The 26,656-nt window shown below is 40.4% G+C and carries 26 protein-coding genes and 2 pseudogenes; all 28 read right to left on the bottom strand.

Annotated elements, in window-relative coordinates; translation table 11 throughout:
• Nucleotides 1-1,077 (bottom strand): major capsid protein, encoded by a 1,077-nt coding sequence (locus tag BWD121_RS02575; protein ID WP_078663263.1) that lies wholly within the window; start codon nucleotides 1,075-1,077, stop codon nucleotides 1-3.
• Between the two features lie 13 nt (nucleotides 1,078-1,090).
• On the bottom strand, nucleotides 1,091-1,456 hold the full coding sequence (locus BWD121_RS02570; RefSeq protein WP_078663262.1) for a head decoration protein: 366 nt from the start codon (nucleotides 1,454-1,456) through the stop codon (nucleotides 1,091-1,093).
• Nucleotides 1,453-1,884 carry a hypothetical protein gene (locus BWD121_RS08425; protein ID WP_240536684.1) on the bottom strand — a complete coding sequence of 144 codons (432 nt, stop codon included), beginning with the start codon at nucleotides 1,882-1,884 and terminating at the stop codon, nucleotides 1,453-1,455. The genes BWD121_RS02570 and BWD121_RS08425 overlap by 4 nt, the downstream gene beginning before the upstream one ends.
• 41 nt (nucleotides 1,885-1,925) lie before the next feature.
• Nucleotides 1,926-2,780 (bottom strand): annotated as a pseudogene (locus BWD121_RS02560) (S49 family peptidase); the annotation flags it as partial.
• On the bottom strand, nucleotides 2,770-4,284 hold the full coding sequence (locus tag BWD121_RS02555; protein ID WP_078663261.1) for a phage portal protein: 1,515 nt from the start codon (nucleotides 4,282-4,284) through the stop codon (nucleotides 2,770-2,772). The gene BWD121_RS02555 and the pseudogene BWD121_RS02560, both read right to left, overlap by 11 nt.
• Entirely contained in the window at nucleotides 4,284-4,532 is a 249-nt protein-coding gene (locus BWD121_RS02550; RefSeq protein WP_078663260.1) for a hypothetical protein, read from the bottom strand. Before BWD121_RS02550 ends, BWD121_RS02555 begins: the two co-directional genes overlap by 1 nt.
• A 3-nt stretch (nucleotides 4,533-4,535) precedes the next feature.
• Nucleotides 4,536-6,431: a phage terminase large subunit family protein gene (locus BWD121_RS02545; protein WP_078663259.1), complete on the bottom strand. Its 1,896-nt coding sequence runs from the start codon at nucleotides 6,429-6,431 to the stop codon at nucleotides 4,536-4,538.
• Nucleotides 6,424-6,993 (bottom strand): hypothetical protein, encoded by a 570-nt coding sequence (locus tag BWD121_RS02540; RefSeq protein WP_078663258.1) that lies wholly within the window; start codon nucleotides 6,991-6,993, stop codon nucleotides 6,424-6,426. Before BWD121_RS02540 ends, BWD121_RS02545 begins: the two co-directional genes overlap by 8 nt.
• 259 nt (nucleotides 6,994-7,252) lie before the next feature.
• Nucleotides 7,253-7,840 (bottom strand): hypothetical protein, encoded by a 588-nt coding sequence (locus tag BWD121_RS02535; RefSeq protein ID WP_078663257.1) that lies wholly within the window; start codon nucleotides 7,838-7,840, stop codon nucleotides 7,253-7,255.
• A 13-nt stretch (nucleotides 7,841-7,853) separates the two neighbouring features.
• Nucleotides 7,854-10,564 (bottom strand): annotated as a pseudogene (locus BWD121_RS02530) (type ISP restriction/modification enzyme); the annotation flags it as partial.
• Between the two features lie 42 nt (nucleotides 10,565-10,606).
• Nucleotides 10,607-11,077 carry a hypothetical protein gene (locus BWD121_RS02525; protein ID WP_078663256.1) on the bottom strand — a complete coding sequence of 157 codons (471 nt, stop codon included), beginning with the start codon at nucleotides 11,075-11,077 and terminating at the stop codon, nucleotides 10,607-10,609.
• 353 nt (nucleotides 11,078-11,430) lie between these two features.
• Nucleotides 11,431-11,826, bottom strand: coding sequence for a type II toxin-antitoxin system HicB family antitoxin (locus BWD121_RS02520; RefSeq protein ID WP_078663255.1), 396 nt, complete (start codon nucleotides 11,824-11,826; stop codon nucleotides 11,431-11,433).
• Entirely contained in the window at nucleotides 11,823-12,023 is a 201-nt protein-coding gene (locus tag BWD121_RS02515; RefSeq protein ID WP_010703152.1) for a type II toxin-antitoxin system HicA family toxin, read from the bottom strand. The genes BWD121_RS02520 and BWD121_RS02515 overlap by 4 nt, the downstream gene beginning before the upstream one ends.
• Nucleotides 12,024-12,091: 68 nt before the next feature.
• Nucleotides 12,092-12,622, bottom strand: a complete 531-nt coding sequence (locus BWD121_RS02510) for a hypothetical protein (RefSeq protein ID WP_078663254.1) — start codon at nucleotides 12,620-12,622, stop codon at nucleotides 12,092-12,094.
• A 16-nt stretch (nucleotides 12,623-12,638) separates the two neighbouring features.
• Nucleotides 12,639-13,085: a single-stranded DNA-binding protein gene (ssb, locus tag BWD121_RS02505; protein ID WP_078663253.1), complete on the bottom strand. Its 447-nt coding sequence runs from the start codon at nucleotides 13,083-13,085 to the stop codon at nucleotides 12,639-12,641.
• Nucleotides 13,086-13,577: 492 nt separating this feature from the next.
• Nucleotides 13,578-14,093: an antA/AntB antirepressor family protein gene (locus BWD121_RS02495; protein WP_078663251.1), complete on the bottom strand. Its 516-nt coding sequence runs from the start codon at nucleotides 14,091-14,093 to the stop codon at nucleotides 13,578-13,580.
• Between the two features lie 277 nt (nucleotides 14,094-14,370).
• Entirely contained in the window at nucleotides 14,371-15,528 is a 1,158-nt protein-coding gene (locus BWD121_RS02485; protein ID WP_078663250.1) for an integrase arm-type DNA-binding domain-containing protein, read from the bottom strand.
• Nucleotides 15,529-15,964: 436 nt separating this feature from the next.
• Nucleotides 15,965-16,192: a hypothetical protein gene (locus BWD121_RS02475; protein ID WP_078663248.1), complete on the bottom strand. Its 228-nt coding sequence runs from the start codon at nucleotides 16,190-16,192 to the stop codon at nucleotides 15,965-15,967.
• Nucleotides 16,189-16,854 (bottom strand): lysozyme, encoded by a 666-nt coding sequence (locus tag BWD121_RS02470; protein ID WP_078663247.1) that lies wholly within the window; start codon nucleotides 16,852-16,854, stop codon nucleotides 16,189-16,191. The genes BWD121_RS02475 and BWD121_RS02470 overlap by 4 nt, the downstream gene beginning before the upstream one ends.
• Nucleotides 16,855-16,869: 15 nt before the next feature.
• Complete coding sequence (locus BWD121_RS08415) at nucleotides 16,870-17,205, bottom strand: hypothetical protein (protein WP_240536683.1); 336 nt, start codon at nucleotides 17,203-17,205, stop codon at nucleotides 16,870-16,872.
• Nucleotides 17,206-17,255: 50 nt separating this feature from the next.
• Entirely contained in the window at nucleotides 17,256-17,384 is a 129-nt protein-coding gene (locus tag BWD121_RS08600; RefSeq protein ID WP_276290404.1) for a hypothetical protein, read from the bottom strand.
• A gap of 12 nt (nucleotides 17,385-17,396) precedes the next feature.
• Entirely contained in the window at nucleotides 17,397-19,166 is a 1,770-nt protein-coding gene (locus BWD121_RS02460; protein WP_143245247.1) for an alanine-zipper protein, read from the bottom strand.
• A 13-nt stretch (nucleotides 19,167-19,179) separates the two neighbouring features.
• On the bottom strand, nucleotides 19,180-19,440 hold the full coding sequence (locus BWD121_RS02455) for a hypothetical protein (RefSeq protein ID WP_078663246.1): 261 nt from the start codon (nucleotides 19,438-19,440) through the stop codon (nucleotides 19,180-19,182).
• Nucleotides 19,441-19,453: 13 nt separating this feature from the next.
• The gene (locus tag BWD121_RS02450; protein ID WP_078663245.1) at nucleotides 19,454-20,434 is read right to left on the bottom strand and encodes a phage tail protein; all 981 of its coding nucleotides are present in this window, start codon (nucleotides 20,432-20,434) and stop codon (nucleotides 19,454-19,456) included.
• Nucleotides 20,427-21,296, bottom strand: a complete 870-nt coding sequence (locus BWD121_RS02445) for a transglycosylase SLT domain-containing protein (protein ID WP_078663244.1) — start codon at nucleotides 21,294-21,296, stop codon at nucleotides 20,427-20,429. Before BWD121_RS02445 ends, BWD121_RS02450 begins: the two co-directional genes overlap by 8 nt.
• Nucleotides 21,296-23,932, bottom strand: a complete 2,637-nt coding sequence (locus BWD121_RS02440) for a hypothetical protein (protein ID WP_143245246.1) — start codon at nucleotides 23,930-23,932, stop codon at nucleotides 21,296-21,298. The genes BWD121_RS02445 and BWD121_RS02440 overlap by 1 nt, the downstream gene beginning before the upstream one ends.
• Entirely contained in the window at nucleotides 23,880-25,613 is a 1,734-nt protein-coding gene (locus BWD121_RS02435; protein WP_078663242.1) for a hypothetical protein, read from the bottom strand. Before BWD121_RS02435 ends, BWD121_RS02440 begins: the two co-directional genes overlap by 53 nt.
• Nucleotides 25,613-26,656: a tail fiber domain-containing protein gene (locus BWD121_RS02430; protein WP_078663241.1), complete on the bottom strand. Its 1,044-nt coding sequence runs from the start codon at nucleotides 26,654-26,656 to the stop codon at nucleotides 25,613-25,615. Before BWD121_RS02430 ends, BWD121_RS02435 begins: the two co-directional genes overlap by 1 nt.

Genomic DNA, 26,656 nt, shown 5'->3' with positions numbered 1-26,656 from the left:
TTATTGTGCTTTCACAACTGCTTTGAAGAGCATTTCAGGACGCGCGCAAATGAAGAGTGGATAACTGTATACTTCAGCTCTCACCCACGCGTCATTATCGCGATCTATAACAAGTGTAGGATAAAGAGGTTTACCGACTGTATTAACAACCTTCCAACTTTCACCCGGAGCAAATGTTTTTTGGAATACACCAGGCACATTAACAGGAACAAATTGACATTCATCAGGCTTAATACCTATGCTTCGTTTTGTCTTGGATTTAGTATTCATATTATAATCATGAATGTTGCAGTAATTAACAAACGTCGCACCAGCAAAATCAAAACTTCCAAAGCTTCCTAATTCAATAGCTCCAGGCGTTGCGATACCTGCTGTACTATTTAATGTTTGTGCTAAAGATGTGTTGAGATAAGTTTCACGAATTGTTTTGTGATTTTTTAACTTGAAAAAGAATTCATCTCCACAAAACCCAATAATTCGTGAACGAGTGGAAAATGTATTGCCTGAAGCTTTAACCATCTTGATGCGAATTTGATTAACCATATAAGAAACATCGGTTGTGTCCTCATTTAGTTTAAAATCAATAGGCTCTGGTGGTGTGATCCCCCATTCCTTATACCAATCATAAAGCACTGATCCATCAGCATCGAGAACAATACCTTGAATAGCTCCAAGCTGCATATTTTCCCAGGTCAGTTCAATTTCCCCAATCAGATTCTTTTGCCTTTTAGCGATAAATTTCATCGCTGTTTCAAGCTGGTCTTCTGTACCAAACTCTCGGCGGTCTTGAATTTCTTCCGCCTTTATTGTGTCGCTTTTAGCAATACGTGTTGTTGGAAAAAACCGAACGTTGCGACTATCTCTACCTGCTTCTATTAAAGGCGCACCACGTTCACTTGTTGGAATGAGTGATAATTTGTTGTCACGTCTCTCAATGCCAACTGTTGTCTTGTTTGTCTCAACTTCCTCAAAAAGGTTAAGTGAACCAATCAGATCAGGTTTAAACGCGTAATTCTCAATCGCTTTCATCATTGTTGCCATTGAGAATGCGTTGTGATTAAAAAAACTTATATCCATATTTGTATGTCTCCTATCGCAATAGAATGTTATTTTTTTCTAAGATCTGAATGGCTGTTTGCTTTTTCTCTTCATCAATTTTTTCAGGCCATATCAGTTCAGATGCTTTTACCGTGCATAAACGCACTGTAATCGTTGCTCGTTGATCGCTTTGTGAGACATCAACATTGGCATAAGAAATACCTGCTGGAATTTCACTGCCATCTGACGCATCGGGATTAAACGGCACATATTTGCCCGTTGTGGTCACGAGCCCCATAACGGTTCCCGCTGCGACTTCAGATCCTTTTGCAAAGATCACTTCCTCGTTTGACATGTCAGGGTTGTAACGCCCAAGATAAGCACTATCACGAGGGCCTTCATAAAAAACTTTACTCATTGTATTGTACTCCAAACTTTATCCCATTTTGCATAAATATTTGCTTGAGTGTTTCCTTCCGGATGGGGTGCATAAGGCGATACAACTAAGGATTCGCTTTGTGATGTAGCATTAGCTAGAATGATGCTCTTTGCTTCCTCTAAGCTCATACCATCTTGAATAGCTTGTGCGGCATTAAAAGAAACACCTAAACGCTGAGCTTGCTTTTCCAAAGTCATAAAGCTCTGAGCACGCTTTCTTTCTTGTTCAAGTGCCGCTTGAATACCTGCATCCTTGTCTTCATTAAAGACCTCAGCGTTAACACCAATGTCGACAGCGTTTACTTCTGTAGAAACTTCAATTTTTTCGCTTTTCTCTCCTGCAGGCAATTGTGCGGAAAGCTCACCATCATCTTTGGCGCGATATCTTGTACGTAATAGATTCACCATATATTTAATTCCTTTATTGATTTCATATTCAGGGGTTATTGAATGGAAGCTGTTAGAGCTTCCAAAGCTTGTGCAAATGTGCCTTGCGCATCTGCTAACCCAAGCTCTACAGCCTGAGTGCCTATAAATGTCTCTGCTTTCGTGTCTCGGATCGCTTGAGCACTCGTAGGTCTATTTTGTGCAACTAAATCGACAAACATGTCGTAGAGAAGCGCACAATCTGCTTGCATCTTTTCAAGGGCTTTATCAGCCAATGGCTCATGAGGATTTCCGTGAACTTTGTGATCCCCTTCATAGACAAAAGTCCATTTATATCCGTCCATTTCATCAGCACGAGACTGATCAAGGTGAGCACATACAACCCCAATTGACCCAACAATTCCCGTGCGTGCAACCCAGATTTGAGAAGCTGCACAAGCAATGGCATAAGCTGCTGAACAGGCCATTTCATTGGCATGTGCCCAGATGGGTTTATTGTATTGTTGTGAAAGCGCACGAAACGCATCAACCAAATCAAAAACACCACCTGCTTCACCACCACCACTATCAATATCCAATAGAATTGCACGAACATCAGGTTGCTCAATGGCTTCTTGAAAAGAGGCCTGCAAACCATTGTAAGAGGTTAATCCTGACGCAGCACTAAGCCATGCACCACGACGTACAAGCGTGCCATGAACCGGAAGAATAGCCACATGATTTTTAACCACATAAGTCTCTGGGGGAGTTTGCAAGAGGGAATCCTCTTGAGAAAATGCTCCAGGAGAAAATTTATCTCCCTCAAAAAGACGTGGTGTCATAGCGTTGAGAATGACATCAAACTTTGTAGGGACAAGCATATGCGGTACATTAAAAAGTCGTGAAACCAAAAAAGGCATATCAATATTATTCTTCATCTTCATGCGCCTCTTTGTTGAGATCACTTTCATCAGGTTCGTCAGCGTCACTCAAACCAGTAGAAGGATTGTCACCATCTGTGTCGAATGATAATCCAAGTGCCTGCGCGCATTTTTGCTCTTCTGCCAATTCTGCATTAATGGTATCAATATCAAAACCACGCTCAGCAAGTGCCATGCGTCGTGTTTTTAAACCTGCTCGGATTTCTTCTTTCTCAGCTGCAATATCTCTATTGGGATCAATCATCTCAAGAGGGGCTGCAAAGCTTTCACATTGGGTCCATGCTAAGGGATTTTCTTCCCATCCTGGTAATTCAACACACCCAGCAAGCACAGCCAATTGAACAAAGCGTTCCCAGACAACGCGATTGAACTGAAAGGCGATGATGTGTTCACGCCATTTTTTAACCTGACGTCTAAATTGAATAATAGATGTGCGCACATTAGAAAAGTTCCCTCGTGTGACATCACCTGTAAGAACAGAATAAGGTATGCCTAAAGCTGATGCAATTTTTAAAGTATTGCGATATTGAAAGGCTTCATAAGAGCCTCCAACTTCCACAGGGTTGGAGAATTTAATATCTCTATTCTCTCCCATATAAAGTGTTGCACCAGGTTCTGTTATAGGAAGATCTGGTGGTGCCTGTGAGGATGTTGCGGATTTGTTTTCATCATGATTGCCTGGTGCTGCCATATCACCAGGATTTGATCCTGTGATAAAGACAGCAAAAAGAGCAGCAGTTCTTTTTCTTTCAATTTCTGCATCGTCATAGCATTCAAGCTGAAAGAGTTTCGTCATACAACGCGTGGCTTTAGGGCACCCACGCAGTTGTTTTGCAATGCGAGGTTCTTTGATATGAATAACCATTTCAGCAGGGATTCTAACACGCTCTTGATCTGTAAATACCTGAGTTACCTGATGATCATCGTAAGGGTGACGCTTCCAAAAATGATAAGCAACACGTTTGCCCTTTGCATTAAATTCAATTCCCATACGAATGGTGTTGCCTTTAATGTCTGCTGGTCCGTTATAAGTCAAGTCCAGCATTTCTGTGGGGTAAATCTGCAATTGAAGCGGGACACGTGAGCGCTCATAAAAATCGATATAATGTAGTCTTACAAAACACTCACCGGTTAAAAAAACCTCACGAGCAATCATTTCTTGGAGGCCATAAAAGCTAGCATCTTCATCATAATCAGCCTCATCGACCCATTGCCACCAAAGATCAAGAAGCTTTTTCTTTTCTTCTTGAAACCCTTCAATTTTAGGATAAGGCTTAATCCCATCACTCACTGCTGCTGAAACCCATTCATCCGCTGCAGATCCGTAAAGGCATTCATTGTCATAGAGCCATCTTGAACGAGCGACGATTGTATCACCACATTCTTCAACGGCTTTATTGATATGTTTTTTGACAGGATCAAATCCACTCAATCGACGGCTACGGCTTGCTGCTTCAAAATGCGGGTTATGATTGACTTGATGCATAAGAGAATTTGCCATTAATAGCCTCGTGATGCGTTAAGATAATAAACATATGAAGGCTTGTATCCTTCAAGAAGGGCTATTTCCTCAGTCAACATTGTAAGGGCTTTGCGTATATCTTCAGTCGAACGATGATTGACTTGCTTATCGCCGTGGCGCACAGATTGCGCACCTGAATAAAGTGCATTTTCCAGTTGTTCTCGTCGTTTTTTAAGCTGTGCAAGTCTTTCATATTTCCAGTTTATTTGCTTTGATTTCTCATACATGGATTACCATCCCCAACCTCGTTGCATATAAGGGTTTCTTTTTATTACGGTTTGTTTTTTTTCAGGTTCTGGTCTCAGTCTTTTTGGTACTGTGGTTGAAGAAGTTTCAATGTTTTTCAAACGCTCTTCTAAGATGTCGACTTCTTTATTAAGATTGAGACCTGCTAAAATCAGACCCTGTAAGGCAGCATAAGCATAAACCCTACAATCGAGAGCTTCATTTCTTGCTGTTTCACTTTTATGCCATTCTATCCGCTGATGACCTTTGAAATATTTGATGACCTTTTTTTCAGCAGTGAGTTGCTCAAAATATTCTCTATCAAGGTTTTTATGAAAGTGCGTTGCACCAGCTCCTGATGCTTCAGGACCTGATTTTTTAAAGCGCCTTGTGATGGTATCTTTTGCTGAATCAACACCAACGATATATAAATTAATCTGTCCTTTGTTGTTTTTACTGGGGCGACGTGGCCATACAGGGCGCGATCCTGCATGTCCTTTAATGCCCCAGATACGTCTACCTTCACGAGGACGCACATAATTGTAAACGGCTTGTGTATGGTTACCCCCTGTATCAATACAAGCAGCTGCTATTTCTATTCCGTCTTTGAAACCAGGATGGGGCCATCGTTTTTGAAGATACTCATCCAATTGATCCCAAACGTCTAGAGAAGAGGGATCACCAGGGAAGACTTGATAATCAATGTTCCAACTTTCTTCACCACGTCCCCAACCTACAACTTCAAGTTCTAAGCGATCATTTTGTACGTCAACGCCTGCTGTGAGGAGGACTGCTTTGGCAGGGGCAAGAGGATAATCTTCACGTTGGGCATACAAGCTATCTGGATCAATGACTTCTCCTGATTTATCTTCCCATGGTTCACCTAGAATGATGTTAACAAAAGTCTGTAAAAGTGCAGGATCATTTTTAGCTTCTAAAAATTTGAGAGCACACTCTCCCCATGTCATCCAAGGTGAATAGAGTGCTGAGATATGGTAAGAGCGCAAACGAGGTCTAATTGGCTCTTTTGTTGGTATCCAACAAGCACCCCTTTCTTCAGATAATAAATCTTCCTTACGGTGCTCAGCATGCTCATGACCACAATGTGCACAAACAAATACAGCCTGTTCAGGAGCCCCTTTGGGCCATTTAATTTGTGACCAGACAATGGGTTGAAGTGTACCACATCCATCACAAGGAATATTGTAATATCTCTGATCTCCTAGGACAAAATCTTTAGCTATACGACTTGTGTCACGATGAGTTGGTGTTGATAATTTAAAAATCTTTCGTTGAATAAAAGTTGCGGTACGTGCTTCAGCAAGATTGACAGGATCTCCTTCTCCATCAACATTCAATGGATAGCCATCAATTTCATCAAGAACCAAATAACGAATAGGCATTGATCGCAAGCCAGCAGCACTATTGGCTCCTGTAAGCATTAATACCCCACCATCAAATTCTTTCGAAAACATTGTATTCCCACTATCCCTAGCGCGGGCAGGAGAGATACGTTCGCTTAATGCAGGGCTGGCCTTAATCATAGGGTCAAGACGGGTCTTAGATACTTTCTTTGCCATCTCAACTGTAGGCATCACATAAAGAACAGGACCAGGACTATGGTGAATAGCATAACCACAAAAGTTCAAGCCAGCCTCTGACATACCAATCTGTGCACCTTTCATCACCACTGTTTTTTCAATTGGGACGTAAGAGGAAAGATTGTCCATGATTTCCCGTAAATAAGGGGTACGTTTGGTCCTCCATAATCCAGGTTCAGCACTGGCTACTGTACTTAAATAACGGTTTTTATCTGCCCATTGTGAAACTGTGTAGGGAGGATCTGGTTGGCATGCTTGACTGGCATGAAAATAAAAAAAACCTTCTCCTGTATCAGTCATTCTTCTCTTCCTTATGATCGGGAGGGTCTTGATCATGGAAAGGAACGGGAACTTTTATGATTTCCTGTAAAGCTTCTCGGATATAGTGATCAATGGCACCAATCAGACTTGCGGCATTACACTCAACCTTTGCTGCAATACGCGCACCGTAACGATGAGGAAAATGCAGCATGATATCACGATAAGCTCTTCCAAAATTACGTGCTCCTCTCCTTACTTCTTCACGGTCAAGTGTTGTTTCTTTTTTCTGCTCAAGATCAATCGTTTCACTTTCAAGTGCAATTTGCATTCTCTGGAGTTTTATCTTGTGTTCATTAGCCCCTTCTATAGAATCCTGCTTTGTCTTTGTGCGAGGCTTTCCATCATCGCCTACAATATAGGCTTGCTTGGTGGGATTCTCATTCCATAAAGCTGTTGCTAATTTTTCATTGATAGAACCGTCATCATAAAGCGCTTCATCAAACTTCCCCGTCTTAAAACGGGCAATAACCGCATTAGGATAAACGCCCATCTTCTTTGCAAACGCTCGAGCTGACAATCCTTCTCTATTCTTTTTATTCATATTTTACCGTGATTGAATATTATGGTTTAGAAACTACCTCATCATTGAAGGAATGGTAGTGTATGATAATTGTTATTTATCAATAGGTTATGTGTACAATGTACAGTTATTTAAAAATTCTGTCGCTAGCGATATGTCGCGCTTGATTGCCCCGCAACACACTCACCCCACTGGAAAGTACCTTTTAAAAACTTTTCTCTCGATAATTTGGTTTGAAACATTAAAATCATCATCATATGCTTTTTATAATTAGTATAGTTTAAGAGCGTGGGGCCTTTTGATTGACCATATATTCTTGCCGAGCAATTTGGCTCTGTATATTTTTGGTTAGTCTCTCACGTGCATGATGTTCAATAGAACTTGAGACCTTTGGTTTAGACATGACATAAGCAATCGAGGTGCCGTCTTGTTTTGCAATGGGGAACTTATCTCCAGAGGTTCTCATAAAGACATGTCCTCCCATTTTTAGATTGACACGCTCTGGAAACTTTCCCCCTCGAATAAAACCATGGGGCATGACTTCTCTTTTGCCGAAGATTTTATAAATCACGCCACGTTTCGTTTCCCTTGCCTTAAAAATCTTAAGAGGGAGTAGAGAAGCTGAACCAATGATATCCGCTTCAAGAAATTTAGCTGTGGCTTTGCCGCTAATGTAGACACCTTTCTTAACGCGCTTTGGTGGAATTGAAGCATCCTCTGCAACTTTCTTTTCAGCAAAACGTTCAACTTGCTTGGCCGTGGTATTAATAGCATTACGCAATGCCCAATGAAGACGTGGGGCTTGAAGACTCGTAAAAGTATTGTCTGCCTGTTGCAGATACCACTTGGCATGGATCTTTAACCCCAAAACCTAATCCTTTTTAGTGTAGAGTTTTTTGAGTATCTTCGACTTCTCTCATTTCTAATTTTGGAAGATGACGAATAATTTTCATTGTTTCTAAACTTACAGTAATCACCCGTTGAAACAATTCTAAGGGGTAAGCAGGATTGTCAACAGTCTCCACAGCATAGCGATTAGCATCATTAACAATGCCACTTGCTTTATCGGTTTTTACAATTTGCCTATCCATAACCCATTCAAGAGCAGGTCTGCCACTTACTATATAATCATAAGCTTCCAATGGGATATTTTGCATAGTAATTTGCGCATTATAAATTACAGTGCTTTTATCAATAGCTCCACGCTTGCCAGCAAACTTCATTTTCTCAACACGGTAGAAACTGACTTTGTCATCAATAATCCAAGTGCTTGGATCACCTTGTTTATATGTAACAGGATATGGTTCAATCTCTTCATAATTTGTATGCAAATCACCAAGCTTTCGACCAGCTTTAACAAAAGCCCAAAAGTCCTCTACTTTTTTAACCGTTGGAATACGAGGCAATTGTTTGGAAAGATTATGAGCGTAGCGAGTACGATAACCTTCAGAATGTAACACTCCATAAACGTAAAAGAAGAGATCATCCTTTGTAATTGTTTGGCCAGGATAGGCTTCTTTAAAATATGCTAATCCTTCATCAGTTATAGCATCACGTCGTTGTAAGCAAGCTGCTTTGGTTTCCTTTGCATAAGATGCAGTATTTTCATAAATATACCGTGGAAAACATTGGGCAACATCCATTGCACCATGATCAGGTAAATCCTTAGTCATCAAAACAGAAAAGTCTACTCTTTCTCCGGCTCCTGTGACTTGGATTACCTTGTTTTCAACGACCTCTTTTATAGGAAATATGCGTGATATTTGGTATACTTTTTCGTTAAGAGCATGATTATAATAAAGCCACTGGCGTGTAAAAGGTCTATAAAGGCTTTGGGTAAGACTGTCATTCTCAAATTCGAAAGTATTTCCTTTAGTTAACTGTTGTTTGAGATAACGGCTCCAACTGATTTTTCTAGCATCTGGGCTGACGAAATCATCTACAGCATTTTCACGTGCTTTACGATTAGAGGGAGAATGTAGCATTAAAACGCTCTACTTCATTGTTATAGAAGGTAATCATATTGCTCATATTTTTTGCTAAAGCTTCACGACTTGAATTGTATGCCCAAGCATCTCGGTTAGTTTGAACACCACCGGAAAAAGTTTCGAATAATTTTAAATCACCGCCTTTCCTATCTCCTAAAGCGAGTAATTTTTCAAAATCACTGTTGCGTTGATTAATCCAATCGACGTGCTCATCTGGTGTAATCACTTGCCAACCATGTTCACGCTTGATGCCACCAATACTGCCAAAACGCTGAAGTTCAGACAGTTTCTCTTTTCTCGTTAGATTATTACCGATGTCATAGTAGTAGATTTTGCAAGGTTCAGTAATATCTGGATTTTTGATAAGAATTGTTATGGCAATACCTGTCATGCTTCCACTACCAAAAATATTCTGACCTTCTTGAGCACGCCCTTTACTTAACATATTTTTACGAATATCCCCCCGTAAATTAAGTATATAAATACTCGAGAATTCTTCACTCAAACATTTTCGTAAGCCATCCGTGGAACGTGCATTAATAAAACCTGCATTGGTGACAAAACCAATAACGCCACAATCTTTTATGTGATCACTCGCCCAACGAATTGCACGAATATAACTGTCATAAAGTGATCGTAAATTAACGCTTTTAGATCGAGCTACATAAGTCTCATGGATATAATTATCTAATTTTGGATAACTGAGATTTTTCGCATTGTCGTTTTCACTTTTTTGCCCAACAGAATAGGGTGGGTTGCCAATAATGACACGAATATCTCGTTTTTCCTGACATTTACTGTTTTGCTTCATGCAAATCACTCATCTGATCTTTTCCCTGCTCATAAAGCTGGAATGTATCGGTTAAATAAATATCCTCAAATGGCACATAATCTCCACTCATAATGCTATGGTATGTGGCTTCAATATTAATGCCCGCGATATAGTATGCTAACGGTACTATTTCATTGGCATAAATCTCATGACGGAATTTATATTCCATCTCCTCTTTTTTAATCAGTCCAGATTGTAAAAGCCGTGTGATAAAAGTTCCCGTTCCCGTAAACGAGTCCATAATCTTAACACCGGGTGAACCAAGCGTTTTGCCGAATTCAGTTTGTAAGACCTCATTGACTGAATGAATAATAAAATCGACAACTTCAATGGGAGTGTAGACAATACCTAGTTTTTGAGCAGTGAGTGGAAATGCATAACGGAAAAACTTTTCATAAATCTCTAAAATCAATTTTTGCTTTTCTTGTGGATCGGTAAGTCCACAGGCCCGTAATTTTACACTATCGTAAAATTTTTCAAGATCTTTAGATTCTTGCTCAAAGTTAGCTTTCTTAAGCGCATCAAGCACACGTTGTATAGCACGTGACACAGGATTTTCACGAATAAATTGGTATTCTTCAAACAACACTTTAAACACAGGAAGCATGATAATATGCTGTGCAAGCATTTCAATCGCATCGCCTTCTGTGGTCGTGTTATTTAAATCATTACGCAATTTTGCTAAGAAACTGTCAAAGGCTTGCCGTACTTCAGTATCTGGCTCTGCTAAAATGTTTGTTAAGCGCGTGATATAATTTTGAGCAGTCTCAGCAAAGCGTTCAACTTGCTTTGCATGGGTATTTGACTTCACAGTTTAAGCTTTCTTTGTCGCACGCGTCGAAGATTTAGAAGTTTTTGCTTTTGGAGACTGTTTGTCAGATTTTATAGGTGTTTGTTCAACTTCTTCAGTAGTCTGTTCAGTATCTTGCGTATCTACATCTACAGAGACCTCTTGCTCATGAGACTCTTGTATAGAAACTTTTTGCTTACCAAGCTCTAGTTTTTCATCGACAGTTTGTTCAACTTCTTCAACGACCTGTGTAACCTCTTGAGTGTTTACATCTACAGAGACTTCTTGTTCATTAAGCTCTGGTTTTTCATTGACGGTTTGTGATAGCCATTGTTGATAAAGCTTAGCAGCACCAGCGCGTTTAAGACGACAGTAAACTTGATAAGAAACCTCAACAAATGGATTACTTTTTGTGGAAGGCTCAAAACGAACGATTCCTTTATTGTCACCAAGAACACACATAGGTCTTGTGATGACTACTTGTACTTTTTCCATGGGTTATTCCTTTGGAGAAACTGAGATATAAAAAAACCTCACTCTCAGGAGGGGAGGAGTGAGGCCAGTAAATCATAAAAAAATAGGAGTGACTGAATTTGATTTTTTAAATCAAAAAACCCTGCATTTGCAGGGCTTTTAAAACAACACCAACAAGAAAAAATTACATGATTCTGTAATTTTGGGCGCACAAAAACACGTGCAGTAGCGCTATTAAATACTATTTATATCCCCATGTCAACTAAAAAATCACAATCTGGTATTTTTTATTTCAATCAAACTAAATATGGTATTTGTTAAGTGTAAATGGTCGTAGAAGAAAAGTTGTAAATTTTCTCATTACATCTGATGACTCAAATATTAAGCTCATGACGTGCTGCCGTTGCTAAAAAGGCAGATCGTGTTAAGCCTCTTTCTTGTGCACAATCATCAATTGCACGCAAGAGCCCTCGTTCAATTGATATATTCATACGCACCACTTCTGAATCATTTTCAACAAATGGAACTTGTATTAAAAAAGCTCCTTCCGACAAAGCTATTTTGACAGTTTCTTTCTGTATCACTTCTTCAAATTTTAAAGGAGTTGGCAATTTATCCATTTCTTCGCAATATAGTTGAAGAGCTTCTGTTGCATTAGCAATAAGATTTTCTTCCTGATCGGCAGCAGAAAATAGTCCTTTAAAATCAGGAAACTGAACACCAAAAGCAGAATTTTCATCCTTGTGAACAAGAGCAAAAAATCTTTTCATTCTTCTTTTCCTTTTTTTAACCAGCCCGCTTGTTGTGCAATGGAACGCGCTGTACCAATTGGCAAGTCTTTTTTAGGATGGGGAACGATAATTACTTGACCATTTTTTTTAAATTTATGATGAGAACCTTTTACTTTAACAAGTTCAAAGCCGTCACACTTTAATTTTGCAATGATTTTTCGGCTATCTTGTTCCATTTTATATACTCATAATGTGTAAATATATACACATTTTATTAATTTTAAATCTGATGTCAATCCTTTTATTAAGGATCAAAATATTTGTGAAGAGCATTCAGAGCCATGCGTAGAGAGTTGACAAGATGTGGCAGTTGTTGGTCTTCAATAACCAGATGCTCTAATGCATCATGAAGATTATACCGACGATGCAGTCTCTGTGTTTCTCTGATAACCTCTTGCATCGCTTTATAGCGATCAGTTGTTACTTCAACCCACTTGTTCCTTTCGCTATCATCAGAAGATGTTGGCATTTCATCATAAATAGCCCCTGGTAATCCTTTCGCACACCGATAATTGTTTCGCACTTGAATATACTGCTGTGATGCATCGTACTGATCTTGATTAATCTTTTTTTCCAATAAATATAACCGCCCTACATAAGTGCCCATAAGTGGGTTTTTCGCATCTTGAATACTCGCTCCATAACGCTTGGCACGCATTTCAAGTGTCTGTTGATATGAAGACTTATCAGGCGTTTTTGCACACGAGATACGTCCATTGGGTTTTCTTATTTGACCTTCTATTCTAGGTCTTCCCCTTTTTTTGCGTTTCTTCATAAATTAACTTTCCTGATTAAAATGGGATTCTGTCATTCAAAGTCGTTTCTAAAGACTCTCGACCACCACTCTCCCATGCCATTGTTTGCTCTTGAGTAGCCATGTCAGGATCAGACTTTTGAGCACTATCAAGGATTTTTAACTCACCTTTATATTGCGGTAAGACAATTTCTGTTGTGTAGCGTGTTTGCCCATCTTTATCTTGCCATTTACGTGTTTGTAATTGACCTTCAATGTAAACTTTGGAACCTTTGTTGAGATACTGAAGCGCAATCTTTGCAAGATGCGGATTAAAAATCACAATAGAATGCCATTCTGTTTTATTTATTCTTTGAGAGGTTGTTTTATCTGTATAACTTTGAGAAGTGCCCATACGAAAATTTGCTACTTCTACTCCAGATGGCATTATTCTGCTGTCGGGATCGGCACCCAGATAGCCGATTAAAATTACTTTATTAAGCATGTTTGATATCTTTTCTAAGGAAAATAATTGAAATGAAATACGGATATGAAAAGCTGCTTTTACTATAGCACAACACAGTCCATTTTTCCAAAGAAAAAACAGCATAAATTATTGAAAATAAACAATTATTGTTGATTTTATCAGTGCATAAATACTTTTTTGTGATATAATTTCATTGGGTTGGTTCTAAGCAAAATATCAATCAGATACAGAAATAATACTATGAAAACAGTAAAAAGTAGGATTCTATTCAAACGGCAAAAACTATTGTTAGCTTTCCTTCAAGAATTCGGAGGACGCCTTTCAAGTATAGATTTTCAAAAGTACTTATTTTTATTTACGCAATGGGAAGAAAAACAAAGTTATGAGTTTGTGCCCTACAAATACGGATGTTTCTCTATTCAGCAATGTAAGTAAATTGCTAAACATACAAATATAAAACTTAACCTCTCCCCATTTTACAGGGGAAAGGTATGGTTATATTCTTTGTAATTAAGCAGCCTTTGCAACAGGGCTTTCTAAAACACGCTTGGCTTCTGTTGTAACTGATTTGTAATGTTCAAGCTCTTTTTCAAAACCATTTGCATCTAATAAACGTGTCATAATTATTTCTAAAATTTCACCAATACCTGAAGGTGATTTTAATAAATCACGAGAAAACAGTTCACGATCAAATTGTAATTGACTGTTTAATTTTTTTTCACATTCAATAAAATATCGACGGGCTTGACGTCCTTTATCATTACGTTCAACCATGGATAACTCTTTCGCCATGTCTAAGGTGAGATGGTATTCTTTGCGATTGTGACCACCTCTGCCTTTGCTCCCCAAAATAGGGGAGCAAACAAAGTCTTGATTTTCAACAAATTCATACTGATTAATGCGGTTTGTAATCCAAGTAGAAAAATCTTTTCCTACCTCTAAAAAAGCACACAACTCACGTGCGTTGACTGTCTGAACAGTTTCCTGATCAATCACTTGTTTTTTAATCTCTATAAGATTGTTCATAACGAACTCCTGTTTGTAACAAACGTTTTTCATTGACACTCAAAAAAAAGAGCGCCGGGCGCTGAAAAACACGGCAAACAGTCCGTCGTTATGCTTTCCCCATAAAGGGTATTGTATCGCATAACCACACCCGACAGGATCACTATACGCCACACGTATACAACGAGTCAAAGCCTTTAATGTGCAGAAAAAAGATTGTGTCGACAATCTATCCGCTGTTTGCTTAAGGTGTTTTTCAAGCACCTGATTTGCGTATATAAATGCTTCCGTGATTTTGTCAAGTCGTCCCTGTTATAAATGTAGCCCACTGTTCTAAGAGAGCATGTCGTTGTTCTAAAAAATCTGTTCGCATGTAAGCTTTTGTCACTGAACTACCAACTGAATGAGCAAGGACAGTTTCGGCAATCTCAAATGGTGTTGATGTTGTTTCTGCTATCCAATCTCGTAAGCTTGAGCGAAAACCGTGAGGACGATACTTTAAACCACAAAATTTCATATGTTTTGCCATGCTTGCATCAGAAATTGGGGTGCCTTTAAGACCAGAAAATAAGAAACCATTTTTTTCAAAAGAAAGAGCTTTTTCAATGACTCTCAAAGCTTCATTACTTAGCGGTACGCGAAAGTCTGAAACTTTGCCTACAATACCCTTCATATTTTCTTTTGGTATCGTCCATACATTTTTATCAATTTGCTCAAGACGCAAATATCGCAAGGGATATGACCGTACTCCAGTCAAAATTAGCAATTTTAGCGCTAAATTTGAAAGGAGGTCATCATTTAAGTTTTGATAAAAAGCCGGAACTTCCCGCCATGGCATAGCAGGAATATTTGTTGATATAGCGCGTGACTTTCCTAAAAGAGCGCGTGCTTTCATACAAGCTTGTAAATCAACATCCAAGCCAAGAGCGGCGGCATATTTTAAGCAAATATTGATACGGTTAAGTACTTTTCGCGCTGTATCTCCTTTTTTATGCCAAAGTGGAGCAAGAACATTACGAATAATATTCGCTGTTAATTTTTCTACAGGAAGGTTACCTATATGTGGAATAACGTGTAACTCTAGTGGAGAAAACCAACGACCATTTTTTCCTTCATTTTTTAACTCAGCTTTTTTACTTTCAAAAGCCGCTTGAGCAATTTCTTGAAAAACATTGCTTTGCTGTTTTAAAATGCTTTGTTCTCGAAATACAATAGGATCGTTGCCACCCTTAAGAATATCACTATAATGTTTAGCAAACTCGCGTGCTTCCTTTAAAGAAGTTTTTGTAACAGGACCAAGCCCCATTTCACGGCGTTTATTGCGGTATGTATAACGAAAAAACCAACCGCGTGTATTGTCTTTTCGAACATTTAACCATAAGCCTGCTCCATCACAATACTTACCCTGAGGAGATGTCTTTACAAACGATGCTGTTAACCTATGAATCGCCCTCATTTACCCCTCCTTTTCGACCACCTTTTTGACCACCTTTAATTTTTGATATCAGATTTTTTATTTAATCATTAATTTTCTTACTGAATCATAAAAAGCTATATACAGCAACACGTCTTTGCACATTTTTATGTGATTGGATTCTACTTGCTAAGGACTGATTCGCCCTCTGGGGGCACCATATGCCTTTTTTACCCCTATAACCCATTGATTTTATTGATATTTATTTAAGGTTAGGGATAAAATAATCAGGTTAGGGAATAGGATTTTGCAACTTACCCTTATAAATCACCTTTAACTTGTGTTAATAGGCTTCCATCCACAAGAACGTTTTCCGTTCTCATTATGCTTTAAAATGTCTCGTGCTAAGTTTGAACTGATTCCATCGTAGTCTTGCCTATCCAAATAAATTGGCATCCATCCTAGGCAAGAAACATAGTCATTCTTTACGCACCCACTCAGACAGATCAGAGCGTATATCCACATCACTTTTCTTGTTAACTTCATCTTCTACTTCAAACCGTGTTATAGCTATTTTTAAAGTTTTCTCAGTCCGTTTGCGTTGCTCAACTTTCTTTCCAAACCGAAAAACCTTAGCTAAAGTTACAAAAAAAGCGGCTAAAGTCGCCGCCACCATCAGTAAATATTTCTTTCCCCACCAAATCACAGCCGTTGCTCCCAAAAACGTTGAGCAACAAACGTAATACCAACACAAGCTGCTAAAACCATAATTGCCGCAAAAGCCCACTGAACTGGACCATTGCCAGCAAGTAATCCTCCAAGCCCCGAGAAAGACCCAATGACAGGCGCTAACATTTCTACTTTAAAAGCACTTGTTGATTCTTTTGCTTCTACAGCTTGATAATTAGAAGAAACATAAGCACTCGTTGCCCATAACCCCGCTTCAGCAGCACGCCGGTGAACTAAACCTTTCAAACGTTTGCCATCTGCCATTGTCCATTTTTGTAATTCAGCCGGTACAGCTTCATAATCCCCTTTATTAAGCTTTTTAAGCAAGGTAGAGCGTTGAAAAGCACTTACACCAACATTATAACAAAATGAAACCAGAGCCCCAAACTGTTCATCATTTAAATCAACGCAAACCTCTTTTTCTACTGCTGCTTCATATTTTTGCAAATCAGTTAAAAGTATAGTTTCAGCTTTTTGCTTGGTAATCGTCATACCTTCAACAACAAATGGCTTACCAGCTTTTCCGGTATGACCATATCCAATGGTCCAAACACCAGATGCATCTTGATAAGCGTTTAATCGCAAGCCTTCCCATTTTTTTAAACAATTCAAACAGTCTTTACTAATCCTTCGTGCCATTGTTTCATTCCATTTCTATAAATACACTTTAATTAATACAGCACCATCTCCCCCAGCACCGCTTGATGAAGATGTCGCATCTTTTCCGGGAAAATATCCACCGCCACCACCATAGTAACCAATACTTCCCTGTCCACCACGACCACCCCACATGCTATGACCCCCAAGTCCACTAGTACCATTATTACCGTTTTTCTCGCCTTTTCCACCTTTGCCACCCCCTGCCCCTCCACCTGCACCGCCATAAATACTGTCTCCACCACGTCCGCCTAAACCGCCTTTACCACCAATTCCTTGGTTACTATCACCACCGTCTCCTCCAATACCACCTCCGCCACCACCACCCCACATACTATTGCCTCCTTTACCACCCCAACCGCCTTCACCACCTAAACCAGCACCTACATCTCCTCCTTTACCACCCCAACCTCCAACACCGCCACCGTTATATATATTGTTTCCACCATCGCCACCTCCGCCGCCTTTACCACCATTCTCGCCACGCCCACCATCACCGCCTTTACCTCCATTACCGGCACTTTTTAAAAAATTATCGCCCCCTCTGCCACCACTGCCCCCACGCCCTCCAGTACTATTTTTACCGCTTTTGCCCCCTTTCCCCCATTACCACCAAATCCACCTATCCTACCAACTTCACCATTCTTGCCATCACCCCCAATACCACTTTGATCCTCTGCATCAGCTCCATCATCGCCCCTGGCACCATGAATACCACTAGGATCGTATCCGATAGAACCACCAGAAGCTGTAATAAACTGACCAACTTTTGTTTTTTCCCCAGCGAAACCGCTATTCTCAGCTGTTTTTCCACCCTTGCCGATAGTTACTTTACTGTTGCCAAGAAACTTTTTCCTTGTTCTCACATAAGTACAACACCCACCATTACCACCATGACGACCACTATCATCACCAGCATTACCACCACCCCAAGCCCATATTTCAAGCTCGGTGTCTCCAGTTGTCCCTTCTGGCCATGCAATTTCCCCACTTTCCGTCATGAAAATCTCAACAGGTTTGCTAACACCTACACCCACACTATTGCTGCTGCCCCCACTACTGCCGCCACTATTTGCTTTGATAGAAGCAACAAGATGAGCCGGTGATATCAGTGCATTTTCTGCTTTGATGCCATCAATCCAATCTTGCTTTTCAAGAGGGTGAATGAGATCAACTGCTTTTTGTGCTTTGTCTGCAGTCTCTTTTGCATCCACGGCAGTTTCTTGCGCCTTATCAGCTACTGTTTTTGCACTTGTCGCTGCTTCTTTTGCACTCTCTACAGCCACTTGTGCTTTATCAGCAGTGCTTTGCGCATCCTTTGCTGTGCTTAAAGCATCTGCTGCCGTTTCCTTTGCACTCTCTGCAGTGCTTTGCACCTTATCTACAGTTTCTTGTGCTTTATTGGCAGTGCTTTGTGCAGTATCAGCGGCTTTCTTTGCACTATTAGCTGTCGTTTGTGCAGCTACTGCCGCCTCTTTTGCAACCGCCGCCGTTTCTTTTGCACTCTCTGCGGCCACTTGTGCTTTATCTGCAGTCTCTTTAGCCTCACCTGCTGCATTGACCCCACATTGAGCTGTCGTTTGTGCTTGCTGTGCAACCTCTTCAATTTGATTAATCTTCGTAATCTGGATACGTTCTTGAGGCGTTAAGATAAGGTGTTTCTCCCCCTCTTTCATATGATCCATAGCAAAAACATCCTTTGCTATTTTATCTGGATCATAAACTGATTTTGACATCGCAAGAGATTTTGATAATGTAAAATGAGTGATAGTATCTTTAAGATCAGCAGGAGATATAGGATAATTGATATCCTCATCTGCCTTCTTCCATTTTTCTATTGTAGGGCACTCAGAACTTATCCATTGTAGCTTTACTCTTTCTTCTGCAGTCAAAATCTTCTTTGTATCACCTTCAACCATATTCTCCATAGAAAAGGCATCTGACATCACATTAGAAGGATCATAAATAGCAGCACTCATATCGCCAATTCCCAAAGGCGATAGCTTTATCCAGCCAGTACCCGATAGAACTGTATTCTCACTAGGATCCCCACTTGTGCTTATATCATTAACTGTAACCGTATCTTTATAAGCAAGTGCCCCAACATCTCTTTTTGCAACGGCCTCATCAGCTTTCTTTCCTTGAGCAGCAGTCGCAAAATAACCCATAGAATAAGCCGCTGCACTCCCCAATGAAGAGGGTGCAACAACTTTATTGTCTAAAATACCTTCTTTGACTTCCTTATTTGTCGCTGGCTCAATTTCAAACTTGTGTGTGTGATAGGGAATAGGCATCGCTTTGAATTCCTTAATTTGTATCTTCGGGATGTGTTAGATTGACAAGTTGCAAACGCAATTCATCAACGGCTTCTTGCAAAGTCTCAATGCGTTGCTCTGTCTCTTTTTGGTAAGCTGTAAAAACATTCAAAAGATCATGCTGAATATCGTCTTTGACCTTATCAAGAACCTTATTTAATGGCGCATGAACTAATTTATGACTTGCATAAAAAAGAACACGAATCTGCCCTGTGTCGGCAATCTCATCAATTGCCGAGGGATTATTGATCATCTTTAAAAAACCTTTATGATTTTATGGCGTAAACAACCGTTGTATTAATAGGGCGTGTTTCTGCTCCACCTGTTGAATAAATCGTTGCACTATGCGTATGTGCACCTGCTGAGGCTGTATTTGCTCTTATATTTTGGCTATAAAAGGCAGGGTTTCTTCCACCAATAGGACTGCCAGGTCTTCTTAACGCCTCATACTGATACTGGTGTACATGCGCCCCTGACATTTCAATGGTGCAGCCATGTGTATGCGTTTTCAAGCTATCTTGCTGCTTTTCAGCAAATTTTCTACCCTGATCTACACCACGCCCATTATCAAAACCACGTAAAAACATCCCCCTAAAATCGGGTACTCTAAAAGTAGTATCGCTATCTGCTCCCCAATATATATCTATTGCCTTGAACAACCGAGGATATTTCTTGCGCTCATAGCTTGCACCATCACACAAAAGCCAACCACCTGGCACTTCTTTCATTGCAAATGTCGCAATAAACCCAGCTGGAAAAATTTCTATCTTAGGAGGTGTTTTTGGGGTTGGGTTTAATAAATACCAACCATCAAGACTTCTTGTTAGTGTGTTGTTATTATAGACCAGTTCATAAATGCCATCTTTTTGCAGTTCACCACCTTCTAAAGGCATAACACCTGCATCGGTCATCTTATAAACAGGCTTCTCACTCAAACGATTGACGGTTATTGTTGTCGCACCAACATTTGTGTCGCTTGCCTTAAAACGTATAAAGATATCATTCTTATATTCCGTGATAGGAGAAACTGTATTGAGTGTAATTGATGTCGTCTTTTCTTGACTGTTGACGACAAACTTTGCTTCAATACTCCCGCCATTATCTGCAAGATATTCTCGTATACGCTGCATCATAGCACGTGCACTATTATTAACAGAACTGGGCGGCTGACCTTGTGCCCAATTAATAATATCATCTGAGTGTGCGTTTGTATCCGCTGTCAGTGACCAATCATAAATATCAGACATTATAAACTCCTGCCCTTGTTAAGAACTCTTTGCGCAATTGATCTCCTCTTTGTCGACCATTTAAAGAAGAAACAGGTTGACGTCGTGACGGGTCAATCAAAGGCGTTAGATCTGCAGGGCGTGCCCCTGCTTGTGAAAACACAGGCTGCTGCATCATGTGATTTTGTGCCATCTGTATCTGTTGATCATAATTTTGCGCATTCTCTTTGATTAACTGCGTTAAACCATCCACGCCTTTTTTTAGAAAATCAGTACGTGCAACATTTTCAGGAGGCACCATTTGAGGATACATTGCCATATTCTGTGCAACCAATTGATCACCCTGCATTACATTTTGAAGCCTTTGCATGCCACGTGGTGGAACCGCTTGCCTATAACCTTGCTCAGGCTGTGCTGTTTTATTGTACAGCTGATAAACATGATTCATAAAATCACCTGCTGTTGCACCAGGGCGGCCACCATTAAGGGCTATTGCCTGGGGGGTTAACAGCTGGCTTGCTGGTGCATTTGGGTTTTTAATAAGCCTTGCAGCCCCCGCTGGCCCTTGTTGATGTGCTAAATAAAGTTCAGCTTCTGAAGGTGCTCTTCCCAAAGCTGTTTGCAAATAACGGATATTGTCTTTGGTAAACCGTGCCATCGCATCAATCGATTGAAGTGGATCAAACTTGTTATCCAACTTATATTGGCGTGCTGTTGAATCTAAAAATTGATAAAGCCCACCTGCACTACTGTTCTTATTTCTTGCATTGGGATCACCACCACTTTCTATCATCGCCACGCGTTTAAGAAAGCTTTCGGGTAAATCATACCTTTGTGCCGCCTGGGAGATGGCACTGTGAACATCAGGATGAAAATTAATCATTAATTTTTAAGCCCTCTAATATAGCTGCCCGTCGATAGAACATTAAGCAAATTGATGAACTTTACAAATTCTTCTTGTGTGATTAAACGCTTCTGTTCTGCTTTACGAAACTTGTTAATTAACTCAACAGATTTTTGTCTCGATAACCTAACATCCCCACGTTCATGGGCTGTTATGAGTTCTGCAATATCTCTCTCGACATTTCTATCGATTGACGACACTCCACGCTTGACTGACCCTGTAAAAAAATTCATTATTGTAGTACGAAGGCTAGACTTACTTACATTATCAAGTGCTTCTCCTGCCTTTGATCCGAGCTCACCCTCGTTCCTTGGAAGGCGAGCAAATAACTCTGATCTCTCAACCTCTGGCCGTAAAGCTTTCACCATTTGGTTTGCTTTATCCTTACCATAAATGAGCCGTAATTTCTCTTGTCCACTTTGCGTATTAAACAAATTGGAAAGACTATTCTCAGGGCTTTGTACATTGGCTGCTGCATGTTCTATCTGTGAACGTGCACCTTTTCTAAACGCATCCAGTTCTTTAGATTCCAAGCCTGAAAGCTGATTTTTGATCATATCAAGCGTAACATTCTTATCAAACGCTTTTTCACCTTGAGATAAGGCGCTGCCAAGAGTGCGCTCATCATGGTAAAACTTTCTTGCTTGGGTATAATGTGGAGATGACGTATCTAAAACACGAAGAAGACGTTCCTTCACATTCATCAAATCTGCAGCATGTGTTTGATTATCTTCTCTGAGAGCTAATTTAATCTGATTATCTATGTCCCCCTTTATTCTGTGCAAAATCTGCATACTCATTTCTGGATTTTTACGATTTGCTATAACTGTTTCATCTCCCACGTTTAACAAGCCCGCAATTGCTTTTTTACGTGCGTCATTAAATGCAGGACTTTCTTCTAAAAGCTGTAAATCTTTCATAACAGACTCTGCAATGGGTGCAGTAAATGCCTTTTCATAGAGCGGTTCAGCCTCTCTTTTTGCGGTGTTAATAATGTCTTGCTTTAAATCAAGTGTATTAACTTTCTTACCGAGTGTTTCATTTAGTCTTTCCCTTACACGTTGAGTACTTTCAGCTTGCCTAGCTCCTAAACGATTGCTCATTATTGAATGTGTAGGATAGTCTTTTTTTGCCTCTCTTAAAGCCCGTGCAGCAAGCTGATCACTTAAATCAATGATCATTGAATCAGAGCCTTTCCACTTTAAAGCCTTGTCAAGATCATGAATACCTGCATTGTCTAAAGCACGACTTATCTCTTTAAGCGCTTTGTTGCTTATTTGAACTTCACCTGGTTGACTTCCACGAACCCATTTTGGAAGCGTTTTTTTAACAAAAGAAGTCGTTGCACTAGCTGGTTTTGTGACAAGAGGCGCTGCTGCTGATAGAGCAAAGGGTGTAAGACCACCAAATGCCCCACCAAATCCAGTAGTTACTATAGTATTCCCCCAACCTTCCCCTTCACCACTTCCTGCTATAGCTCCATAGATTCCACCGATTTTTGCTGCGCGTATTGTATTAAACTTTGCTACGGCTTTCTTTGCAGCTGCTTCCCCTGCAAGTTTTGCTTCTGCCCGTGTGGCTCCTTGCGCTAATGCAGAATGAAATGCTTTTGCCTCTGCTCTACTTACATAATCTGCAGCTGCACCTGAAGTTCTTGTGGCTGCCTTATTTACAGGACTCATTACAGCTTTACCTACAGCTTTTGCTGCTGTAGGAGTAGCACGTATAGCACCGGGAATAGCACGTCCAGTAGCAAGTGCACCACGTCCAACAGCAGCAGGAGCAGCACGCATAGCAGCGGGAACAGCGCGTACAGCTGAAGGCATAGCGCGCATAGCAGCAGGAGCACCACGTATAGCACCAGCTATACCTCGTCCAATAGCAGGAGCAGCACGTCCAGCAGCAAGCGCACCACGTGCAACAGCAGCACCACCTGCTGCAACAGGGCCTGCAACTATTGCAGGAACTAGGGCTGCCACACCACCAGCTAAATTACCGGCGAAATAAGCATAAGGATGCTCTTTAGCCAACAACTTTTGATAGTCACGCCGTCTCTTCACTCCGTCGTCATATGTTTCTTTTCCAAAAAGTGCTCCTATTTCATCATCATAGCCCAAAGTCGCTCCGTGAACTGTCCCCCATCCCAAAGCCTCCATAGTACTCGTTTTAGGACTATCTTCTTGTGTCGTTGGTTTATTATTGTTTGTGATAGAACCATTTTGTCTTGCTTTAGCAAGTAATTCTTTATTCCTTGAGAAAATCTCTCGGAGCTGTTCTGGGGTAAAGTCACTTATATGACCAAGAACAGGAGAATTATTATAGTCTGTGTCAAGCAATCGTTTATCAACTAATCGCTTATCAAAAGGAGGGGGAGATGAAATTTTATTTTTTTTTGCTTTCTCAAGCAACTCCTTATTTTTTGAGAAAATCTCTCGGAGTTGTTCTGGAGTAAAGTCACTTATATGACCAAGAACTTCAGCATTATTATAGTTTGTATCAAGCAATCGCTTATCAACTAATCGCTTATCAAAAGGCTTTTCGTTTGTCATGGGTTGTCTTAACTCAGCCATTGCTTTGTTTCCTTCTAACGCGATTGTCACTATCAAGGAATGCATAACCTTCTGGTAACGTATCAAATTGCGTATATTCCGTCACACGTGGCTGCTCATCTTGCGTCTGTTGCGCCTTATCTTGATTTTTATAAGCTTCAATTCCGTATGCTTCTTGAACAAGTTCAGGTGATACTTCTCCTTCACTAAAAAGAAGTATCCGCGTTGCTTTATTGGCTTTCTTGTAAGTATCAATAATCGTTTGGAAAGATTCTTTCATCTGCTCAGGTGAAAGGTCTTGTTCTAAAGCAGCTATAGAGTTCTGCAGTGCCATAAATTCAACGTTAGATAAGTTCCCAAAGCCTGATGCTCCATTTGGCGCAAGATCTTTCATTTGCATCAATCTATCAATTGCAATGTTTGCTTTAATAACATTAAGCATAGACTTAAATTGAGAAGCAGGTGTTCCTGGTATGAGCGATTCCCAATAACCCAAAAAACCAACAATGCTATGATTTTTATCCAATTTTTCCTGTAATTTTTCTACCATTCCAATGAACTGTTCTGCTTTAAAAGATTTGTTTGCAAATTCTACTTTTTTCTTGTTCTCTTCATCTATTCTTTTACGCTCTGCATCACTTCCTGGAATAAGTACAGAACGTATGTTGCCATTTTCATCTTTAACATACATATGTCCAAGCTCAGGCCTTGAAAGCATATTGTTAGGATCATCTGTTCTTTGTGTTCCCTTGAGAGGTTCAATCTTGCCCGTCTGTGTTGATATTTGGTAAGCCATATCACCGGGCAAGCCGTGCGCTTCCTTTTCTTCGGGTGTGAGTATTCTATACCCCTCCTGAAGGCCAGTAGGGCTTAACGTATCGCTCATGATTTTCGTAGCAAGATCAGGGTTTTGTGCAATTGCTTGCGCCTCTTGATCACTATATCCTTTGGATTGTAAAACTTTTAAAATTTGCTGACGTTGAGCCCGCTCACTATTGCCCTGGCGCAATTTAAGTGCTGCATTTGAAAAGCTCTCTTGAGGTGTTTGCCCCGAAGCAAGACCAGCAAAAGAATCCATTAAACGCTCTGAAAATTCCGAGTTCTTAAAACGATCCCATAAACCGCTCGCACTGTATTTATCATGCGCCTGTGTATCTCCATTGCCCCCCACTAACCTTTGGAAAAAATCTTCTGCTTCACCATTTACAGCTTGCTCTGGCTTATCATTTGCTTGTAAAGCCCCTTCCTCACTCAAAGCCTCCTCTTCATTCAAAGGCGCATCACCCTGCAATTGCTCTGGGGCAGGTCCTCCTCTGTTGAGCTCAGCAATATAATTCATTGCATCCTTTTGCTGTTGCTCTGCTTCATCTTGTGAAGGCATATCAATAGGAGAAACAAATTCAGATTGGGGCGCCAACGACACAGCATTCTCTAAAGAATTGCCTTGATAGAGTTGGGGTGTATTGTTTGTTTTGATTGAGTAATCTGATAAAGGAGGCATCTGACTTTTTAAATCTGTAACAGATACAATTAAATCTTTAAGCCCTTTTTTACCCGTTTCTTCAGGTTCATCATAAACGCCTCGAATAAGATCCTGAAGAGTGGCCTTTTGTCGATTATAACGCCTGTCTTGTTTATTGATATGCTTAAGGAACGGGTCAGAACGAGCAAAAAAATGCATAAACCCTTTATTATTGCGGCCATTTTCTTGACCCAAAGGTGGATCTAACTCATCAAATCTAGACATTAAGCAACCCTTTCCATATTAAAACCAAGCTTGCTATAATCAACATGCAAAAGGCCGGTGACAGTATTTAAGAAAACAGCCTCAGGATTTGTTGCAAGAATATCTTGCGCCATTACCCCTCGATAGCGTTTAGAGCACCCTTTGTAATTATAGTCATAGAGCTTGTGTCCATCTCTATACCCAACTTCAACAATGTTCTCTTTTGCTCTTCGATCACTTAACCCCGGCATTCCACCAAAAATACCCCCAATACCTCCAATAGTTGCCCATGGATTGTTTGGAACAAGTGTTGTCGATTGCCCTGTTTGTGTACCGTAATTGCCAGAAACAGCCCCTCCTGCGGCCAGTAACTTACTTAACTGATCCCATTCAAGATTATTCTGCTGCTCCCATTTTTCCCGCTCTGCATCAAGTTTCTGCTGATTATTGGCATCAATCAAACTGCCTCCCGCAAGCGCATTTATATTCGCCTGACCTTGACCTTGGAAGAAATTCGATGCCCCTGCAAGCTGGTTTTGGTTAGCCTGGTCAATCAAACTATTGGCAGCCATCATATTGTTGACATCTTGGTTATATTGCTGTGCCATCGCTTGGGTTGCAATACCCCCCAATTCATTGGCAAGAACACCCGTATGTGCCCCTGAACCATAACGCCCTGCCCCTGACATTGAACTGTTAATAGAGTTCGCCGTATTGTTTAAGGTGTTTTGAAGGGCTTCATTAAAATAAGGGTTAGCGCCTATTTGCGCCCCAGAAGCCATGTTGCTTAAATTTTGACTTGCTGCATTTGGTCCCGTGGCAAGCCCATTTAAATAGCTGTTATTATAGCTTTGAGCCGTGTTGTTAAGCCCTGTAATCGCACCCAATGTCTGATCACTCAAATTGGTAACACGATCCCCCTGATAAACCTCCTTCCCACTGCCACTATTGTAAAGATTCATCGCATCATTGGCACCAAGCTCAAAAATACCTTGTGCCCACGCAGGAGGTGCATTTGTCTGTGTCGTGTTTTGTGTCACCTTTGGTTTTTTATTTTTTCCCAT

Source organism: Bartonella sp. WD12.1, from assembly GCF_002022415.1.
Classification (GTDB): domain Bacteria; phylum Pseudomonadota; class Alphaproteobacteria; order Rhizobiales; family Rhizobiaceae; genus Bartonella.
Note: the sequence above shows the minus strand (reverse complement) of the source record. Positions and strands in the feature narration are given on the sequence as shown.

Bases quoted from the DNA above. Each gene is read 5' to 3' on its own strand.
- BWD121_RS02515 (WP_010703152.1), bottom strand. From the start codon at position 12,023: ATGGAACAAGATAGCCGAAAAATCATTGCAAAATTAAAGTGTGACGGC.
- BWD121_RS02455 (WP_078663246.1), bottom strand. From the start codon at position 19,440: ATGATCAATAATCCCTCGGCAATTGATGAGATTGCCGACACAGGGCAG.
- BWD121_RS02540 (WP_078663258.1), bottom strand. From the start codon at position 6,993: ATGAATAAAAAGAATAGAGAAGGATTGTCAGCTCGAGCGTTTGCAAAG.
- BWD121_RS02470 (WP_078663247.1), bottom strand. From the start codon at position 16,854: ATGGCACGAAGGATTAGTAAAGACTGTTTGAATTGTTTAAAAAAATGG.
- BWD121_RS02445 (WP_078663244.1), bottom strand. From the start codon at position 21,296: ATGATTAATTTTCATCCTGATGTTCACAGTGCCATCTCCCAGGCGGCA.
- BWD121_RS02575 (WP_078663263.1), bottom strand. From the start codon at position 1,077: ATGGATATAAGTTTTTTTAATCACAACGCATTCTCAATGGCAACAATG.
- BWD121_RS02495 (WP_078663251.1), bottom strand. From the start codon at position 14,093: ATGAACAATCTTATAGAGATTAAAAAACAAGTGATTGATCAGGAAACT.
- BWD121_RS02545 (WP_078663259.1), bottom strand. From the start codon at position 6,431: ATGACTGATACAGGAGAAGGTTTTTTTTATTTTCATGCCAGTCAAGCA.
- BWD121_RS02485 (WP_078663250.1), bottom strand. From the start codon at position 15,528: ATGAGGGCGATTCATAGGTTAACAGCATCGTTTGTAAAGACATCTCCT.
- BWD121_RS02510 (WP_078663254.1), bottom strand. From the start codon at position 12,622: ATGAAGAAACGCAAAAAAAGGGGAAGACCTAGAATAGAAGGTCAAATA.
- BWD121_RS02460 (WP_143245247.1), bottom strand. From the start codon at position 19,166: ATGCCTATTCCCTATCACACACACAAGTTTGAAATTGAGCCAGCGACA.
- BWD121_RS08600 (WP_276290404.1), bottom strand. From the start codon at position 17,384: ATGGAGGTAAAGGCGGTGATGGTGGGCGTGGCGAGAATGGTGGTAAAG.
- BWD121_RS02525 (WP_078663256.1), bottom strand. From the start codon at position 11,077: ATGGAAAAAGTACAAGTAGTCATCACAAGACCTATGTGTGTTCTTGGT.
- BWD121_RS02550 (WP_078663260.1), bottom strand. From the start codon at position 4,532: ATGTATGAGAAATCAAAGCAAATAAACTGGAAATATGAAAGACTTGCA.
- BWD121_RS02520 (WP_078663255.1), bottom strand. From the start codon at position 11,826: ATGAAAAGATTTTTTGCTCTTGTTCACAAGGATGAAAATTCTGCTTTT.
- BWD121_RS02430 (WP_078663241.1), bottom strand. From the start codon at position 26,656: ATGGGAAAAAATAAAAAACCAAAGGTGACACAAAACACGACACAGACA.
- BWD121_RS02555 (WP_078663261.1), bottom strand. From the start codon at position 4,284: ATGGCAAATTCTCTTATGCATCAAGTCAATCATAACCCGCATTTTGAA.
- BWD121_RS02450 (WP_078663245.1), bottom strand. From the start codon at position 20,434: ATGTCTGATATTTATGATTGGTCACTGACAGCGGATACAAACGCACAC.
- BWD121_RS02435 (WP_078663242.1), bottom strand. From the start codon at position 25,613: ATGTCTAGATTTGATGAGTTAGATCCACCTTTGGGTCAAGAAAATGGC.
- BWD121_RS08425 (WP_240536684.1), bottom strand. From the start codon at position 1,884: ATGGTGAATCTATTACGTACAAGATATCGCGCCAAAGATGATGGTGAG.
- BWD121_RS08415 (WP_240536683.1), bottom strand. From the start codon at position 17,205: ATGTGGGGTGGTGGTGGCGGAGGTGGTATTGGAGGAGACGGTGGTGAT.
- ssb (WP_078663253.1), bottom strand. From the start codon at position 13,085: ATGCTTAATAAAGTAATTTTAATCGGCTATCTGGGTGCCGATCCCGAC.
- BWD121_RS02440 (WP_143245246.1), bottom strand. From the start codon at position 23,932: ATGCATTCCTTGATAGTGACAATCGCGTTAGAAGGAAACAAAGCAATG.
- BWD121_RS02570 (WP_078663262.1), bottom strand. From the start codon at position 1,456: ATGAGTAAAGTTTTTTATGAAGGCCCTCGTGATAGTGCTTATCTTGGG.